Source organism: Streptomyces sp. Ru72 (assembly GCF_002920635.1).
Taxonomy (GTDB): domain Bacteria; phylum Actinomycetota; class Actinomycetes; order Streptomycetales; family Streptomycetaceae; genus Streptomyces.
In genome coordinates this window covers 1-16257 of record NZ_PQSR01000019.1, presented here as the reverse complement: position 1 = coordinate 16257, position 16257 = coordinate 1, and the positions used below count along the sequence as shown (strand labels likewise).

Sequence of the window (16257 nt, the reverse complement as noted above, 5' to 3'; positions counted from 1 at the left end):
CGCCGATGACTCGAAGTGGCCGGCCTGTTCGCCGAACGCCGGATGCGGCTGCCGGCGGCAGCGGCGGTTCAGCAGTCGCGGAACTCCGGCGACTGGTTGAGGATCTGCGAACGCAGGGAGGTGAAGCGGGTGTGCGTTTCGCCCCCGCGGGCCTCGGGGCGGAAGGCGGCCACCCTGTGGCAGTTCTGGAAGGCGAGGGCGATGCCGAAGTGCCGTTCCAGGCTGCCCCGGATCGCGTCGCTGGACAGGGCGCGCAGCAGCTGACCGCGCTCCTTCTCCGACGGCGGAGGGGTCTGGTTGTCGGTGAACTCCGCATCGGTGGAGCCCAGGTCGGCGGTCAGGCGGGCGATGAGGTCGTAGGCGTACGGCAGGGACGTACGGACCGTTTCCACGAAGTCCTGTTCCCGCACCTCGCCGTTCTCGGCTTCGGCGAGCAACTGCGGGGAGACGTCGAGTGACATGAAGCTTCCTGTTCTGTTTCCGGGGTTCTGTTGAGCGGGTCAGACGATGGCGGTCGGTGCTGCGGGACCGTGCTGGAAGTCCGGGTCGACCTGGGTGGCCAGGTTCCGGCCGGTGGCCTCGTTGGCCCAGGCGGTCGCGTTGCGCAGGTGGAACTCCACGGCGTGCTTCTGGAAGGCCGCCCAGTCCTTGGGACGGGCGTCCACGGCCGCGCGCAGCAGGTCCAGCGTTCGGGTGTTGTGCGGCTCCAGCTCGCCGTGGCCGCGGCCCTGTTCATGGGCGCGGACGTAGGGGGACTGCTCGCAGTGGGCGAGCAGGTCGTCGCCGACGTGCTCCTTGAGGAAGAGCAGGTCGTCCTCGCCGGTGACCTTGTTGCCGACCACGGCGATCGGGACGCCGAACTCGGCCGCATGCTCACGGTACTGGCGGTACACGGAGACGCTCTTGCGGGTCGGCTCGACGACCAGGAAGGTCAGGTCGAAGCGGGTGAACAGCCCGGAGGCGAAGGCGTCCGCGCCCGCGGTCATGTCGACGACGACGTACTCGCCCGGGCCGTCGACGAGGTGATTGAGGTACAGCTCGACCGCGCCGAGCTTGGAGTGGTAGCAGGCCACTCCGAGGTCGCTCTCGCCGAAGGCGCCGGTGACCATCAGCGGGACGCCTGCGGCCTCCTGAACGTGGTGGCTGTGGATCTCGTCGTCGCCGAGCAGGCGCAGCAGTCGGGAGCCGCGGCCGGGCGGGGTCGTCTTGACCATGGCGTCGCGGGAGGGGATGCGCGGGTTGGTGCCCCGCAGGTAGTCCTTGATCTCGCCGGTGCGCGCGCTGAGCGGCGGCGCGGTGAAGCGTTCGCCCTCGTCGAGGCCGAGGGCGTGGGCCAGGTGCTGGTTGATGTCGCCGTCGATCGCGACGACCGGCGCGCCCGAGCGCACCAGGTGACGGGAGAAGAGGGCGGACAGGGTCGTCTTGCCGCTGCCGCCTTTGCCGACGAAGGCAACGCGCATCGCTAGCCACTCCTATTGAAAATGGATGTCATGCGCATAGGCTGGTGGCGTGCCGGGGCGGTGTCAAATCACGCGCGACTCAACTCGGCCGGTCGCCGGGTCAGTTGGTGCAGCTGTGGCGCAAACAGGGGATTCTTTGACCCATGAGGAGGAGGCGCGGAGATGAGCGATGCGGCAGGGCGGTCGCCAGGGGGCACGCGGCAGCAGGTCCTCGCCGCCTGCGCCCGCGACCACGGGAGTCCCTGAGCCCCCGAAGCGGCCAGGCCGGTCACCGTGAGCCGCATGTCCGGGCGCCGGTAAGAAGGCCGCCAAGGAGGCGTCAAAGCACCGCCGGACGCACATACTTGATCGGAGGTTCTCGCGGCGGTCCGGAGTGGGGGAGCGACAAGGTGAGTGGTGGGGGCCAGGGGCTCGGCAAGGTCGAGGTGCGGCTTCGATGGGATCCGAGCCCGTACGGGGAACCGCCTCGGCACCTCGACATCATCGCGGCGACGTATCCGGCGGACGACCTCTACGGGCGGCCGGCGTATGTCGTGCACTACGACAGCCGCTCGCCGGACGGCACCATCAACATGAGCCGGCACAGCCAGACCGGCATGGGCTTCGGATTCGTGGAGGTGATGGTCCTCGAGTTCGACCGGCTCTCACCCGCGTTCGGGCGTGTGGTGGTCGGGGTGGCCATCCACCAGAACGGCGGCCCACGCACGTTCGGTGACATCTCCAACGCCGGGGTGGTCGTCGTCGAGGGGTACCGGCAGCTGATCGCGGACGACTTCGCGCGGGTCGCCGATGCCACTGCCGCGACGGTGGCCGAGTTCACCCGGGACTCCGCCGGAACCTGGGAGCTGCGCGAGATGATCCGGGGCTTCGACAGCGACCCGGTGCTCTTCACCGCGGAGATGGGCAGCCCGGAGCAATAACCGCTCCCGGAGTCTTTCGATCAGCGGAACGTTTCCTTACCGTTCCGGACAACACCACGGAAAGGCGCTGGTGCTCGCAAGGGGGTGTCGGCCCATGGCGATGACGTCGGGACTGCGCGAGGGGTTCCGTAGGAGGCTGTGGCGGTGGCGGCGCAGTCCGCTTCGGCGGACCAGCGATCTCATCGAGGCGTGGCTGCTGCTCGCCGCGTGGCTCCTGGGGGTGCTGGGTGGCGCGACCGCGGGCATGGTGGCCGCGATGGCCGCCGACCGGGGCTTCGAAGAGGACCGCTCCGGCCGCCGACAGGTCGTGGCGGTCCTTCTGGAGCGTGTCAGGGACGTGGCGCCCACGCACGCGGACGTGAGGAGCAACGCCGACGCGACGGTTCGGTGGACGACGCCCGACGGCCGGATGCGAACCGGGCGCGCCGCGGTGCCCGCTCACACTCCGGTGGGGACTCGTGTGCAGGTGTGGACCAGCCCCCGGGGAGACCTGGTGCCCCAGCCTGCGGACCGGTCCGAGGCGGCTCTGAGGTCCTCTCTCCTGGGCGCGGGTGCGGCCGTGGCCGTGGGCGTCACGGTCTGGGGCTCCGCACGAGCCGCACGCGCTCTGCTGGACCGGCGTCGGATGAGGCAGTGGGCGCTGGAGTGGGAGCGTGCCGACACCCGGCAGGGTGGCGCGGCGGCTTGATCCGTAGCCCCTGCCGAATCAGGCCGTTCTGACGCAGCAAAATCACTGGGGGCAGCCGGCCTCTTGGCGGGGTTCACGGGTCCTTCCTCACCGTCGTCGGCGGCCTTCGACGCTTACAGCTCCTTGGCGGGCCAGTCGAGCAGCCGGGCGCCGATGACGGCGGTCTGGAGCATGTAGCGGTGTGCGGGGTCGGCGGGGTTGGCTCCGGTGAGCTGGTGGATGCGTTCGAGGCGGTAGGTCACGGCCCGCACGCTGAGCGAGAGGCGGCGGGCGGCCTCGGCCGCGACGCAGCCGGAGTCGAAGTACGCGGTCAGGGTGTCGAGGAGTGGCTGGGCTCCGCCCCGGGCCGTGGTGAGCGGACCGAGGGTGCTCAGGACGAGGTCGGCCATGGCCTGGCGGTCGCGGGTGAGGACCGGGTAGACGAGTAGGTCGGCTGCGTGCAGAACCGGATCGTCGATGTCGAGGCGTTCGGCCATCTCCAGGGCGTTGAGGGCTTCCTCGTAGGACTGGACCACTCCGCCGGGGCCCGGCTGCGGGCGGCCGACGGCGACGCGGCCGCCGTCGGTGGCCGCGTGCGCCTGCTTGGCGAAGTAGGGCAGGATCTCGGCCTCGTGTCCGGGGGCGATGCACAGCAGCCGTCCGTCCTTGGTGGTGAGCAGCACGCTGCGGTTGCCGAAGCGGGTGATGAGCGCGCGCTCCACCTGCCGGATGACGGGGGCGCCCTCGTCGTAGGCGGTCGGGCCCTGTGCGACGGCGACGGCGTGGGCGTGGGACAGGCGCAGGCCGAAGCGTTCGGCGCGTTCGGCGAGGCGGCCGAGGTCGCTGCGGCCGTAGAGGAGGTCGTCGATGAACTCGCGGCGGGCGGCCTCCTCCCGGCGCACCGCGAGGCGCTGGGCACGCTCGTAGCCCTCGGCGAACGCGTCGACGACCTGCTGTACGGCGGCGAGCGTGCTGTCGGCCGAGCCGGGCGCGGCGGGCCATGCGGCCCGTGCCGCGGCCAGATGGGCGTTGACGAGCGCACGCAGTCCGTGGCCGGCTTCCGCGGCCAGCTCCCCGAGGGCGCGCCGTGACTCGATCTCCCCGCGGGTGAGGCGACGCCCGGTGGCCGAGACCTCGGTCAGGATCCGGGCGTAGCCGTCCAGGTACCGCCCGGGTATCTCCCGCTCCGTCACGCCGTCCCCCCGAATCGTGATGCGCCGGTGACGGCTTCTTGGCGGCTCACCGGCATGCAGACCCTAGTGAACACTGCCGGGAACCGGCAATGCGCGGTGCGGATGCGGCCGTGCACCATGGCCCGCGGGGAGCACTGCGGATGGTTCCGGTGCCGGGCACCGGCAGGTGCCCGGCACGGGGGCCCGGACGCAGGCGCCGTGCTCCCCATATGCGTCACACGTGGGAGAGGGGGTCGCAGGATGCGGGTGTTCGTGGAGGCCGCCACCGGCATTCCCGTGCTTGTGTTCACCGCCGCTCTCGTCGTGGTCGTGTGCTTCTGGCTGCTGGTCGCCCTCGGCGTCACGGCCTCGGGCAGCTTCGATGCGGACGTCGACCTCGACGGCTGGGGGATGGGCGGTGTGCCGGTGGCGGTCGCGCTCTCCGTGCTGACGGTGCTCGCCTGGTTCCTCGGGGTCGGCGCGAGCGTGCTGGTCGCCTTGCTCGTCCCCTCGGGAGCCGTGACCGGGCTTCTGCGCCCGGTGGTGTCGGCCGCCGGACTGTTCGCCGCCTGGCGGCTGACCTGTCTGTCCGTCCGGCCGTTGCACCGGCTCTTCCCCGACGAACCCGGTTCCGTCCGCCCCCTGGCGGGCGACCGCACTGCTTGATCCCCGGCTCACCGCTGCCGGGGCCGGCTCCACCGTCCCTCCCTCCCACTTCAACCGCCTTATGCCTCAAGGACGTATGCCATGGATGCCATCGGCGTGCTCGCTGCCGCCTGCCTGATCGTCGTTCTCCTCGCGTTGCTGGTCCTCTCGCGGTTGTTCCGCAAGGTGGAGCAGGGCAAGGCGCTGATCGTCTCCAAGGCGCGGAAGGTCGATGTGACCTTCACCGGGCAGGTCGTACTGCCCGTGATCCACAAGGCCGAGGTGATGGACATCTCGGTGAAGGCGATCGAGATCACACGGGCCGGGCGGGACGGACTGATCTGCCGGGACAACATCCGTGCGGACATCCGGATCTCGTTCTTCGTGCGGGTCAACAAGACCGTGGAGGACGTGATCAGGGTCGCCCAGTCCGTCGGGACGGCACGCGCGAGTGACCAGGCCACGCTGCAGGAGCTGTTCCACGCGAAGTTCTCCGAGGCGCTGAAGACCGTGGGCAAGCAGCTGGACTTCACGGACCTGTACACCAAGCGCGAGGAGCTGCGGTACCGGATCATCGAGGTCATCGGCGTCGACCTCAACGGCTACCACCTGGAGGACGCCGCGATCGACTACCTGGAGCAGACGCCGCTGACCCAGCTGGACCCGGCCAACGTGCTGGACGCGCAGGGCATCCGGAAGATCACCGAGCTGACGGCGGTGGAGCACGTGCGCACCAACGAGGCCCGGCGCACCGAGGAGAAGGAGATCACCCGGCAGAACGTCGACGCCCGCGAGGCGATCCTGGAGCTGGAGCGCCGGCAGGCCGACGCCGAGATCAAGCAGAAGCGCGAGATCGAGACCTCCCGGGCCCGGGAGGAGGCCGAGACCGCGCGGGTGGTGGAGGAGGAACGGCTGCGTGCGCAGAGCGCGTTCCTGCGGACCGAGGAACAGCTCGGCGTCCAGCGCGAGAACCAGGCCCGCGAGGTCGCCGTCGCCGCGAAGAACCGCGAGCGGGTCATCGCCGTGGAGAACGAGCGGATCGAGAAGGACCGTCTGCTGGAGGTCATCGCCCGGGAGCGGGAGACCGAACTGACACGGATCGCCAAGGACAAGGAGGTCGAGGCGGAGAAGCGGGAGATCGCCGAGGTCGTCCGCGAGCGCGTCGCCGTGGACCGTACGGTCGCCGAGCAGGAGGAGTCGATCAAGAAGCTCCGCGCCGTCGAGGAGGCGGAGCGGCAGCGGCAGGCCGTGATCATCGCTGCGGAGGCCGAGGCGCAGGAGAAGCTGGTCAAGGACATCAAGGCCGCCGAGGCCGCCGAGCAGTCCGCCACGCACCGTGCGGCGGAGGAACTGACCCTGGCCGAGGCGCGGTTGAAGACGGCCGACCTGGATGCGCGAGCGAAGCTGCGGCTGGCCGAGGGGATCCAGGCGGAGGCCGCCGCTGAGGGGCTCGCCGCCGTGCAGGTCCGTGCCAAGGAGTCCGAGGTCATCGAGAAGGCCGGCCGGGCGGAGGCCGCCGCGACCGAGGCCCGGATGCGAGCCGAGGCCGAGGGCGCCCAGGCCAAGGCGCTGGCGGAGGCCACGGCCATCGGCGAGAAGCTGAAGGCCGAGGCGGCGGGCCTGACGGAGAAGGCGGCGGCGATGGCCGCCCTCGACGAGGCGTCCCGTGGTCACGAGGAGTACCGGCTGCGGCTGCAGGCCGAGAAGGAGATCCGGCTTGCCGGGCTGGACGTCCAGCGGCAGGTCGCCGAGGCGCAGGCCACGGTCCTCGCGACCGGACTGGAGAACGCCGACATCGACATCGTCGGCGGGGAGTCGGTCTTCTTCGACCGCCTCATGTCCTCCATCGCGCTCGGCAAGGGTGTGGACGGATTCGTCGAGCACTCCGGGACCGCGCAGGCGCTGGCCAAGCCTTGGCTGGACGGTACCTCGAGCTTCACCGACGACCTGGGCCGGATCCTGGGCTCCGTCTCCACGGCGGACGTGCAGAACCTCACCGTCTCCGCGCTGCTGATGAAGCTGATGAGGCCGGGCGCCACGAACGCCGGACAGGTTCAGCAACTCCTCGACAAGGCCGGGGAGCTGGGGCTCGCCGACACGCCGCTCACCGCCCTCAACGGCACGGCCAGGGCCTGACGACCAGCGGTGCCGGAGCTGCCGCACAGGGGACGGCGGCTCCGGCACCGCACCACCTGAAGAAAGGGACGCAACGTCCATGGCGACCGCCCTGGAGACGGGCTCGTACGACGCAGTCGACGCCGGAACGTACGAGGTGCTGCGCGACCGGCTCACCGCACAAGCAGCGGAACTCGCCCGCGGCGCCGAGCTCCTCAACGCCCGTCGCGTCGAGGAGTTCGGCGCCACGCGGCTGGACCTCACCGGTACGGGCCGGCTGCGCACCGAGCACGCCTGCGTGCCCCGCGACGTCGTAGCAGTCGGGGACCGCCTGTTGTTCGGATACAGCGGCGCCCGTCCCGAGCCGCAGGTGGGCGACGTCCTCGCGCTGTACGACCGCGACCTGAGCCCGCTGCCCGAGGGCGCGGTGCCCGGCCTGCTCGACGACCCGGCCTTCGTACGGGAGTTCGCTGCCCTTCACCGCTACTACCGTCAGGCGCGGCTTCTCCGGCTCCGCCGCGCGGACGGCAAACTGCTGGCCGTCTTCCAGACCGGCGACGCGACCGACGACATCAGGGTGCTGCGGTGGAGGCTGGGCGACGACGGGCAGGTGACGTTCCTGGACGCGCGCGGCGACCGCGACCACGTGCTGCCGCCCTCCCACGACTTCGAGTGGACCGAGGCGACCCGCGAGGACCACGTTCTGGGCCGCCACCCGCACGTGTCCGTCCGCGGCGAGGTCTTCGTCGACACCCTGGGCGGGGCGTTGACCGTCAAGGTGGAGAACGACACCGAGACGGGCGAGGGCATCCACCGCGAGCCGGTCGACGAGCCGCTGCAGTCGCTGGCCGACGCGGACATCGCGCACGCGCGCGTGGGCGCGCTGATCCTGCTGCGGATCCGCCCCTACAAGGAGGATGCCCACCGCTACCTGGTCTTCGACACCCTCACCAGGTCCGTGGTGCGTCTGGACGCCATCGGGCAGGCGTGCCGCCGCCTGCCCGAGGACCACGGGATCGTGTTCCCCGGCGGCTACTGCCTGGCGGGAGGTGTCCACAAGACGTACGACCTCGCTGCGGCCGGTCTCGCATTCGAGCGCGAGGTGCGCTCGCCCTACGGCGAGGACGTCCTGTACGCGTTCCGCGCGCGTGCCGAGGGCCGCAGCGTGCTGCTGTCGTACAACACCGTCCGCAAGGAGATCACCACTCCGCTGCCGTGCCACGGATGGGCCCTCTTCGACGACGGCACCCTGATGACGCTGCGGGCCGACGGCGGCGAGCCCGGCCGGGTCCACCCGCTGCAGCAGTGGACCTCCCCCTATGCCGCCGACACCTACGCAGCCCCCACGGGCACCGGCCCTCTGGGCCGCGTCGGCAACGCCGACCTCGTGCGCGGCATCTCCGACTGCCTGTCCATCAGCCGCGCGGCCGCCGAGACCCCGCCGACGACCGAGGCGTACGAGGCGCTGGTCGCCGCCTGCGTCCGCGCCGCCGACAGCCACCACTGGCTGGGGGAGGCCGGCCTGGGCGACCTGCGCACCGCGCTGGATGCCGTACGGGCAACGGCCGAGCAGGTGCTCGCCGAGTTCCGCACCGTCCAGACGCTCACCCGCCGGGCCGCCGACGCGCTGGAGGAGGCCGCCGGCCGGCTGGCGGCGGTGGTGCGCCGGCTGCGCGGCGAGGCGCCGCGCGGTGCGGCCGCCTGGGTGAGCGGACTGACCGAACTACGGCGCGCTCAGGGGCACCTGCTGACCCTGAAGGAGATGCGGTACGCCGACACGGCCCGCATCGACGGACTCGCCGCCGAGGCGGAGGCGGACCTCGCCGCGTTCGGGAAGCGGGCCGTCGCCTTCCTGGCCCGCGAGGACGCCTTCGCAGGGCACCAACGGGACGTCGAACAGCTCGTCGCGGACGCCTGGGCGATCGGCAGTGTCGCCGAGGCGGCACCCGTCGCGGCCCGGCTCGACGAACTCGCCGACACACTGCGCACGGTCACCGAGATCGTCACCGTGCTGGACATCGGCGACGCCACCGTCCGCACATCCGTCCTTCAGCGCATCGCCGACATGCTGGGCGGGATCAACCGCGCCCGCGCCACCTTGGACGCCCGCCGTCGCACCCTTCGCGACAGCGAGGGGCGCGACGAGTTCGCCGCCGAGTTCGCCCTGCTCGGCCAGGCGGTCACCGGCGCGCTCGCGATGGCCGACAGCCCCGAAGCGTGCGACGAGCAGCTCGCGGGCATCCTGGTACGGCTGGAGAACCTGGAGTTTCGTTTCGGCGAGTTCGACGACTTCCTCGGCGAGCTCGCCGACAAGCGCACCGAGGTCCACGAGGCGTTCTCCGCCCGCAAGCAGAACCTCCTCGATACCCTCGCCCGCCGCGCCGAACAGCTCGCGGCCTCCGCCGCCCGCATCCTGGAGACGGTCGCACGGCGCGCGGCCACGCTCGCCGACGCCGAGGCGGTCTCCACCTACTTCGCCTCCGACCCCGTCGTCGCCAAGGTCCGCCGCACCGCCGGCGAACTGCGAGCACTCGGCGACAGCGTCCGGGCCGAGGAACTGGACGGCCGTCTGAAGGCCGCACGCCAGGAAGCCACCCGCGCGCTGCGCGACCGCACCGACCTCTACACCGACGACGGCCGCACCATCCGCCTGGGCGGCCACCGCTTCGCCGTCACCACCCAGCCCCTCGACCTCACCCTGGTCCCGCACGGCGACGGCCTCGCCCTCGCCCTCACCGGCACCGACTACCGCTCACCCGTCACCGACCCCGCGTTCGCCGCCACGCGCCCGTACTGGGAGCGCACCCTGCCCTCCGAGTCGCCCGAGGTGTACCGAGCCGAGCACCTCGCCGCCCGCCTGCTGAGGGAACACGGCCCAGCCGCCCTGGCGGCGGCCGACCTGCCCGCCCTCGTACGCGAGGCGGCGCAGGACGCGTACGACGAGGGCTATGAGCGGGGCGTCCACGACCACGACGCGACCATCATCCTCACCGCGCTCCTGCCGTTGTACGAGCAGGCCGGGACGCTGCGCCACGAACCCGCCGCCCGCGCCGCCGCCCAGCTGTTCTGGGCCCACGGCACCACGGCGGAGGCACGCGCGACGTGGGCCCGGCGCGCGGTGTCCCTGGCCCGGGCCAGGGACACCTTCGGCGCGGCGCCCGCGATCGCCGACCTGGAAGCGGAACTGGCGTCGGCGATCGGCGCCTGGCCCCCGGCCGGCGGGCCACTGGCCGCCGCGGCGGCGTCGTACCTCTTCGAGGAACTGACGGCCGGCCCCGGCGGTTTCGTCATCAGCGCCGACACTCGCACGCTGCTCGACAAGTTCCGGCGCACGGTGGGCACGTCGGCCTACGCCGAGGACCTGGCCGCACTCGACGACCTGACCGCTCGCCGCCAGCTGGCCGAGGCGTGGCTGTCGGCGTACGCCGCCTCCACCGGCGCGGAGGCCACCGCCGGGGACCTGGCCGAGGCGGTGGCCGCCGAGCTGTGCCCGGACCTGCCCCGCTACGACTCCGACGTCTCGCCGGTGACGACCGCCGAGGGGCTGCTCGGCACGCACCCGCGCATCAGCGGCCGCGCCCTCACCGTGCGCATCGACGAGTTCCTCGCCCGGACCAGGCGTTTCGCCGAGCTCGAGGCGCCCGCGTTCCGCGCCTACCAGCGCCGGCGCACCGCCCTGGTCGCCGCCGAACGCACCCGTCTGCGCCTGGACGACCACCGCCCGCGCTCCATGGCGGCCTTCGTGCGGGGCCGCCTCATCGACGAGGTGTACCTGCCCCTCGTCGGCGACAGCCTCGCCCGGCAGCTCGGCACCGCCGGCGAGAGCAGGCGCACCGACACCGGTGGCCTCCTGCTGCTGATCTCCCCGCCCGGCTATGGCAAGACGACGCTGATGGAGTACGTCGCCGACCGCCTCGGCCTGATGCTCGTGAAGGTCAGCGGCCCGGCACTCGGGCACACCGTCACCTCGCTCGACCCGGCCGAGGCCCCGAACGCCACGGCCCGCCAGGAGATCGAGAAGATCAACTTTGCGCTCGCCGCGGGCACCAACACGCTCCTGTACCTCGACGACATCCAGCACACCTCGCCGGAGCTGCTGCAGAAGTTCATCCCGCTGTGCGACGCCACCCGCCGCATCGACGGCGTACGGGACGGCGAGCCGCGCACGTACGACCTGCGCGGCAAGCGCTTCGCGGTCTGCATGGCCGGCAACCCCTACACCGAGTCCGGCGCCCGCTTCCGCGTACCCGACATGCTCGCCAACCGTGCCGACGTCTGGAACCTCGGCGACGTCCTCACCGGCAAGGAGGACGTCTTCGCGTACAGCTTCCTGGAGAACGCGCTCACCTCGAACCCGGTGCTCGCCCCGCTCGCCGGACGCGACCGCCGCGACCTCGACCTGTTCGTCCGGCTCGCCGCCGACGACCCCGCCGCCCGCGCCGACCGGCTCGCCCACCCCTACGCTCCCGCCGAGGCGGAGCAGATCGTGGCCGTGCTGCGCCACCTGCTCACCGTGCGCGAGACGGTCCTCGCGGTCAACGCCGCCTACATCGCCTCCGCCGCACAGTCCGACGCCACGCGCACCGAGCCGCCGTTCCGGCTGCAGGGCTCCTACCGCACCATGAACAGGATCGCCCAGCGCGTGCGGCCCGCCATGAACGACGCCGAAGTCGCCGCGGTCATCGACGACCACTTCACCGCGGAGGCCCACACGCTCACCGGCGAGGCGGAGGCCAACCTGCTGAAACTGGCCGAACTGCGCGGCACGCCGACCACCGAGGAGGCGGCACGCTGGGCCGAGTTGAAGGCCGCCTACGTCCGTACGCATGCTCTCGGGGCGCCCGCGGAGGGCTCCATGACCCTCCCCCAAGCTCTCGGCTTCGCCCGAGCAGGGGGGACCCCCATGGGGGCCGCCCTCGGTCTCCTCGCCGACCGTGTGGCCGCCATCGAGTCCGCCATCACCCGTGCCACCGGTCCGCGCGATCCGCTCACGAACACCCGTGCCGGGGACGCGGCGCGGCCCGGGGAACAGTAGGGGGCGAGCCCATGCAGTGCGCCCTGCCGCTGTCCGCGGGCGGCCCTCGGTACCGCCCGCGGATCGTCGACGCGATCGGCGCCCGTCACCGCGTCACACCTGGTCGAGAGACGGACTGAGGCCGTCCTGCGCCGTCGGCTGCCGGGTGCGTCACAATGTCACGGTACGGAGCCGCCGCGCGACCGGTGGTCCGCGCACCTCGTCCGCGGGACGCTGCCTTGCGGCGGGACTCAGAGCGAACTCGGAGCCGATGATGCGGGCACGCGATCTGGCAGTGGAGTACGAGACCGTCGGCGTGGACGCCGACGCGATGGCGGCGGCACGGCTGATGGCCGAACACCGGCTGCCCGCCCTGCTGGTGGTCGATGACGAGGGCGTGCCGAAGGCGGTCCTCCCCGCATCCCAGATGATCAAGATCCTCGTTCCCGCCTATGTGATCGACGATCCGACGCTGGCGGCAGTGGTCGACGAACGGCACGCGGACCGGCTGTGCCAGGCACTCAAGGGCCGCACGGTGCGCGACTGCCTGTCCAAGAGCGTGCCGGCGCCGCCCGTCGCCGAGCCGGACGCGACCGCGCTGGAGGTGGCGGCGCTCATGGCGCAGGTCCGCAGCCCCCTGGTGGCGGTGGTGGAGGAGAACGAGGGCGGCATACGGCTCCTCGGCGTGATCACCGCGGCCCACCTGCTGGAACGGCTGCTGCTCGCCGCCTCGTGAGACGACGTTGCCGGAGTCCGGCAATGTTCACGCCTGAGCGGTGCGCGTGAGCAACCTGTCGAAGACGCATCGGGGACAGGTAGGGTTCCACCCGGTGTGCCGGGAAGCCTGGTCGGCGAGCAGGGGAACAGATCTCTCTTCCGATCGGGGGGCTTCCGCCATGGTGCTGGTGGTGGGCTTCGGCGTCGCGGACGACGTCCTTCCTGGTCGGCGCCGCCCTGGCGGCGACCGACCCGGTCTTCGCCTCGCCGATCGTGGGCCGCAGCGAGGCCCCGGCCAAGCTGCGCCGGCTGCTGAACGTGGAGAGCGGCATCACCGACGGGCTCTCCCTGTCGGTCGTCCTCGTCCTGATCGCCGCCGCCGGCCCCACTGCCGAGTCCTTCGAGCCGGTGGGCGAGGCGCCGGCGGAACCGGCGAAGTCACCCGCGCCTTCGACGTCGACGACCTGGCGGGCATCCCGGACGGCCGCAACGACGCGGACGTCCCCCAGACCACGGCACTGCGGGCGCACCGAGGAGCCGGAGGAACGTGAACGACTGGCACAGCTGGGCAGCGATCGTCGTCTTCGTCGGCGCCTACGCCCTGATCATCAGCGAGAAGATCCACCGCGTCGCTGTGGCCCTCGGCGGCGCAGGCCTGATGCTGGCGATCGGGGCGACCGACGACGTCTCGGCGTTCTACTCCGAGCACTCCGGCGTCGACTGGAACGTCATCTTCCTGCTCATGGGCATGATGACGATCGTCGGCGTGCTGAAGAAGACCGGCATGTTCGAGTACTTGGCGATCTGGGCGGTCAAACGTGCTCGTGCCAAGCCGTTCCGGGTGATGGCCATGCTGGTGGTCATCACCGCGGTGGCGTCGGCGCTGCTCGACAACGTCACCACGGTGCTGCTGATCGCTCCGGTCACGCTGCTGGTCTGTGAACGTCTGGCGCTGCCCGCCGCGCCGTTCCTGATCGCCGAGGTGATGGCCTCCAACATCGGCGGCACCGCGACGCTGGTCGGCGATCCGCCGAACATCATCATCGCCAGCCGGGCCGGACTGACCTTCAACGACTTCGTCGTCCACCTGGCCCCGCTCGCCGCGGTGCTCGTGGTCGTGCTGCTCGCGCTGTGCCGGGTGATGTTCCGGGCCTCGTTCGTCTACGACGAGGACCGCGCTGTCGAGATCATGGCCTTGGAGGAGCGCGAGGCGATCCGCGACCCCCGCCTCCTCGTCCAGGGGCTGGTCGTGCTGGCGCTGGTGGTGGCCGGCTTCGTCCTCCATCCGGTGCTGCACTACGAGCCCAGCATCGTCGCCCTGCTGGGCGCCGGACTGCTCGTCGCCGTCTCCGCCGTCGACACCCACGACGTGCTGGCCGAGGTGGAGTGGCCCACCCTGGCCTTCTTCGCCGGCCTGTTCATCATGATCGGCGGCCTCATCGACACCGGTGTCGTCAGCGAGGTCTCCCGGCGGCTCGCGGACGCGATCGGCGGCAACGAGCTCGGCGGCTCCATGACCCTGCTCGGCGGGTCGGCGGTCCTGTCCGGCATCGTCGACAACATTCCGTACGTCGCCACCATGGCCCCCATCACCGCCGACCTGGTCAAGGACATGGGCGCTGCGGGCGACGCCCAGCACGTGCTGTGGTGGGCGCTGGCCCTGGGCGCCGACCTCGGCGGCAACGCCACGGCGATCGGCGCGTCCGCCAACGTCGTGGTCCTCGGCATCGCCGAACGCAGCCGTCAGCCCATCTCCTTCTGGCAGTTCACCAAGTACGGCCTGATCGTCACGGGCACCACCGTGGGCATCTCCCTGCTCTACGTGTGGCTGCGCTACTTCGTGCTCGCGTGAGCTGGTGCCTCCCTCCGCCCGGTGGCGTGCGGTCTGCGGGGCGCCGGGTTGCCGCACTCCCTCGAGCAGGCAGGTCGGACCGGTGTCAGACCGCGAGTCCGGTCGCCCGCTGTCGACCGCGGTTGTCCGCTCTCATCGGCACGCTGTGGGCACGGGCAGCGACGCCTGACGGGCAGCACACCCGCGCGAACGAGCACTGGACGTCGGTGACGGTGCCGCGGGGCTGCCGCCGATCCCGCACCGCGCACAGGGATTGCCGGATCGGCAAGAGAAGTGGACGGCCTGGGCGGGCGTGCCGCACGGTGCCCGTATGACCGCACAGAGGGCTTTTGAGGAACTGGACGTCCTGGTGGTGGGAGGAGGTGTCGCCGGGCTGTCGGCGGCGCTGACTCTGGCGCGCGCCCGTCGCTCCGTACTGGTCGTCGATTCGGGTGAACCGCGCAACGCGCCCGCCGCGGCGGCGCATGGTCTGCTGACGCGCGACGGCACTCCGCCGCTCGAGCTGTTGCGCCTGGGCCGGGAGGAGGTGGTCGGCTACGGCGGGCAGTTCGTGTCCGACCGGGCGGTGTCCGCCCGGCGTGTGGAGGGCGGCTTCGTCGTCGAGGGCGCCAGCGGTCGCACTTTCGGGGCGCGGCGTCTGCTGGTGACGACGGGCCTGGTCGATGAGCTGCCGGAGATACCTGGTCTGCGGGAGCGGTGGGGGCGCGATGTGCTGCACTGCCCGTACTGCCATGGCTGGGAGGTGCGCGACAGGGCGCTCGGTGTGCTCGGCGGCAGCCCGATGTCCGTACACCAGGCGCTGCTGTTTCGGCAGTGGTCGCAGGACGTGACGTTGTTCCTGCACACCGGCGAGGACGTGTCCGAGGAGCAGTGGGAGCGTCTGGCGGCGCGCGGGATCGCGGTGATCGACGGCGAGGTGACCGGGCTGGCCGTGGACGACGAGGACCGTCTGACCGGGGTCCGGCTGGGCTCGGGCAGGCAGGTGCCGGTGGAGGCGCTGGCGGTCGCATCGCGGTTGGCGGCGCGCAGCGAGCTCCTCGCCGGTCTGGGCCTGGGCGCGGTGGAGCACCCTGTGGGGGTGGGGACGTATGTGGCGTCGGACGCGAGCGGGCTGACCGAGGTGCCCGGGGTGTGGGTGGCGGGCAACGTCACCGACCTGATGGCCCCGGTCCCGGTCGCGCAGGCGGCCGGGGTGCGGGCCGCGACGGCGATCAACGCGGACCTGGTCGACGCGGACACCGATGCTGCCGTGGCCCGCCGCAGGGCAGCCGCCTCCGGGGGCGTGTTCAGTCCGCCCGGTGAGGCCGAGGTCTGCGCGCGGGTCCTGGGCGAGCACCGTCACGGTCTCGGCTCGCTGCTGCGCTCCGAGGATGCGGCGCGGCCGTAGCAGTGGACCGTCCCTTCCCGGCGCGGGCCGCTCGGATCAGCGCGGGCTGCCGGGACCAGCCGGGACGGGCGCGCAGATGGGCGCGCTCGCCCTGCTGTCCGAAGATGACGAGGAGTTCCGCCGGCTGGTCGTGCGGCGCCACCGCGCTTGTTCAGCCGATGGTGACGACACGTGCCCAGGACGGAGGGCCGTCCGGGGCGTAGTCGGGGTTCTCCTCGTCGACGGCGCGGGCGCCACGGGGGAAGAGACCGACGACGGTGCGGCAGGGCGGCTGCGCGGAGGGCCACGGCGTCTGGCCGTCCGTCAGG

Annotated in this window: 11 protein-coding genes and 1 pseudogene; 9 read left to right on the top strand and 3 right to left on the bottom strand. The window is 71.9% G+C overall.

Annotation, left to right across the window (positions count from 1 at the left end; genetic code table 11):
* Positions 1-68: 68 nt before the first annotated feature.
* Positions 69-461, bottom strand: coding sequence for an SCO5389 family protein (locus C3488_RS11970; protein WP_103839366.1), 393 nt, complete (start codon positions 459-461; stop codon positions 69-71).
* A 39-nt stretch (positions 462-500) separates the two neighbouring features.
* The gene (locus C3488_RS11965; RefSeq protein WP_103839365.1) at positions 501-1460 is read right to left on the bottom strand and encodes an adenylyl-sulfate kinase; all 960 of its coding nucleotides are present in this window, start codon (positions 1458-1460) and stop codon (positions 501-503) included.
* 389 nt (positions 1461-1849) lie between these two features.
* Between C3488_RS11965 and C3488_RS11960 the strand changes: the two genes are divergently transcribed.
* Positions 1850-2380 (top strand): TerD family protein, encoded by a 531-nt coding sequence (locus C3488_RS11960; RefSeq protein ID WP_258053376.1) that lies wholly within the window; start codon positions 1850-1852, stop codon positions 2378-2380.
* Between the two features lie 94 nt (positions 2381-2474).
* The gene (locus C3488_RS11955; protein ID WP_103839363.1) at positions 2475-3068 is read left to right on the top strand and encodes a hypothetical protein; all 594 of its coding nucleotides are present in this window, start codon (positions 2475-2477) and stop codon (positions 3066-3068) included.
* 113 nt (positions 3069-3181) lie between these two features.
* Here the strand turns inward: C3488_RS11955 and C3488_RS11950 are convergent, their stop codons facing one another.
* Entirely contained in the window at positions 3182-4240 is a 1059-nt protein-coding gene (locus C3488_RS11950; protein WP_103839362.1) for a CdaR family transcriptional regulator, read from the bottom strand.
* Positions 4241-4480: 240 nt separating this feature from the next.
* On the opposite strand from C3488_RS11950, the gene C3488_RS11945 reads away from it, so the two are divergent.
* The 7 genes and pseudogenes from C3488_RS11945 to C3488_RS11915 all read left to right on the top strand — a co-directional run bounded on the left by C3488_RS11945 (position 4481) and on the right by C3488_RS11915 (position 15949).
* Positions 4481-4885, top strand: coding sequence for a hypothetical protein (locus C3488_RS11945; RefSeq protein WP_103839361.1), 405 nt, complete (start codon positions 4481-4483; stop codon positions 4883-4885).
* Between the two features lie 81 nt (positions 4886-4966).
* Complete coding sequence (locus C3488_RS11940; protein ID WP_103839360.1) at positions 4967-7000, top strand: SPFH domain-containing protein; 2034 nt, start codon at positions 4967-4969, stop codon at positions 6998-7000.
* 79 nt (positions 7001-7079) lie between these two features.
* Positions 7080-12014 (top strand): DNA repair ATPase, encoded by a 4935-nt coding sequence (locus C3488_RS11935; RefSeq protein ID WP_103839359.1) that lies wholly within the window; start codon positions 7080-7082, stop codon positions 12012-12014.
* A gap of 253 nt (positions 12015-12267) precedes the next feature.
* On the top strand, positions 12268-12729 hold the full coding sequence (locus tag C3488_RS11930; RefSeq protein WP_103839440.1) for a CBS domain-containing protein: 462 nt from the start codon (positions 12268-12270) through the stop codon (positions 12727-12729).
* A 185-nt stretch (positions 12730-12914) separates the two neighbouring features.
* Positions 12915-13115: pseudogene (locus C3488_RS11925) on the top strand (cation:proton antiporter); the annotation flags it as partial.
* Positions 13116-13257: 142 nt separating this feature from the next.
* Positions 13258-14562 carry an SLC13 family permease gene (locus C3488_RS11920; protein WP_103839358.1) on the top strand — a complete coding sequence of 435 codons (1305 nt, stop codon included), beginning with the start codon at positions 13258-13260 and terminating at the stop codon, positions 14560-14562.
* Positions 14563-14872: 310 nt separating this feature from the next.
* Positions 14873-15949, top strand: a complete 1077-nt coding sequence (locus C3488_RS11915) for an NAD(P)/FAD-dependent oxidoreductase (RefSeq protein WP_103839357.1) — start codon at positions 14873-14875, stop codon at positions 15947-15949.
* The last annotated feature ends 308 nt before the right edge of the window (positions 15950-16257 follow it).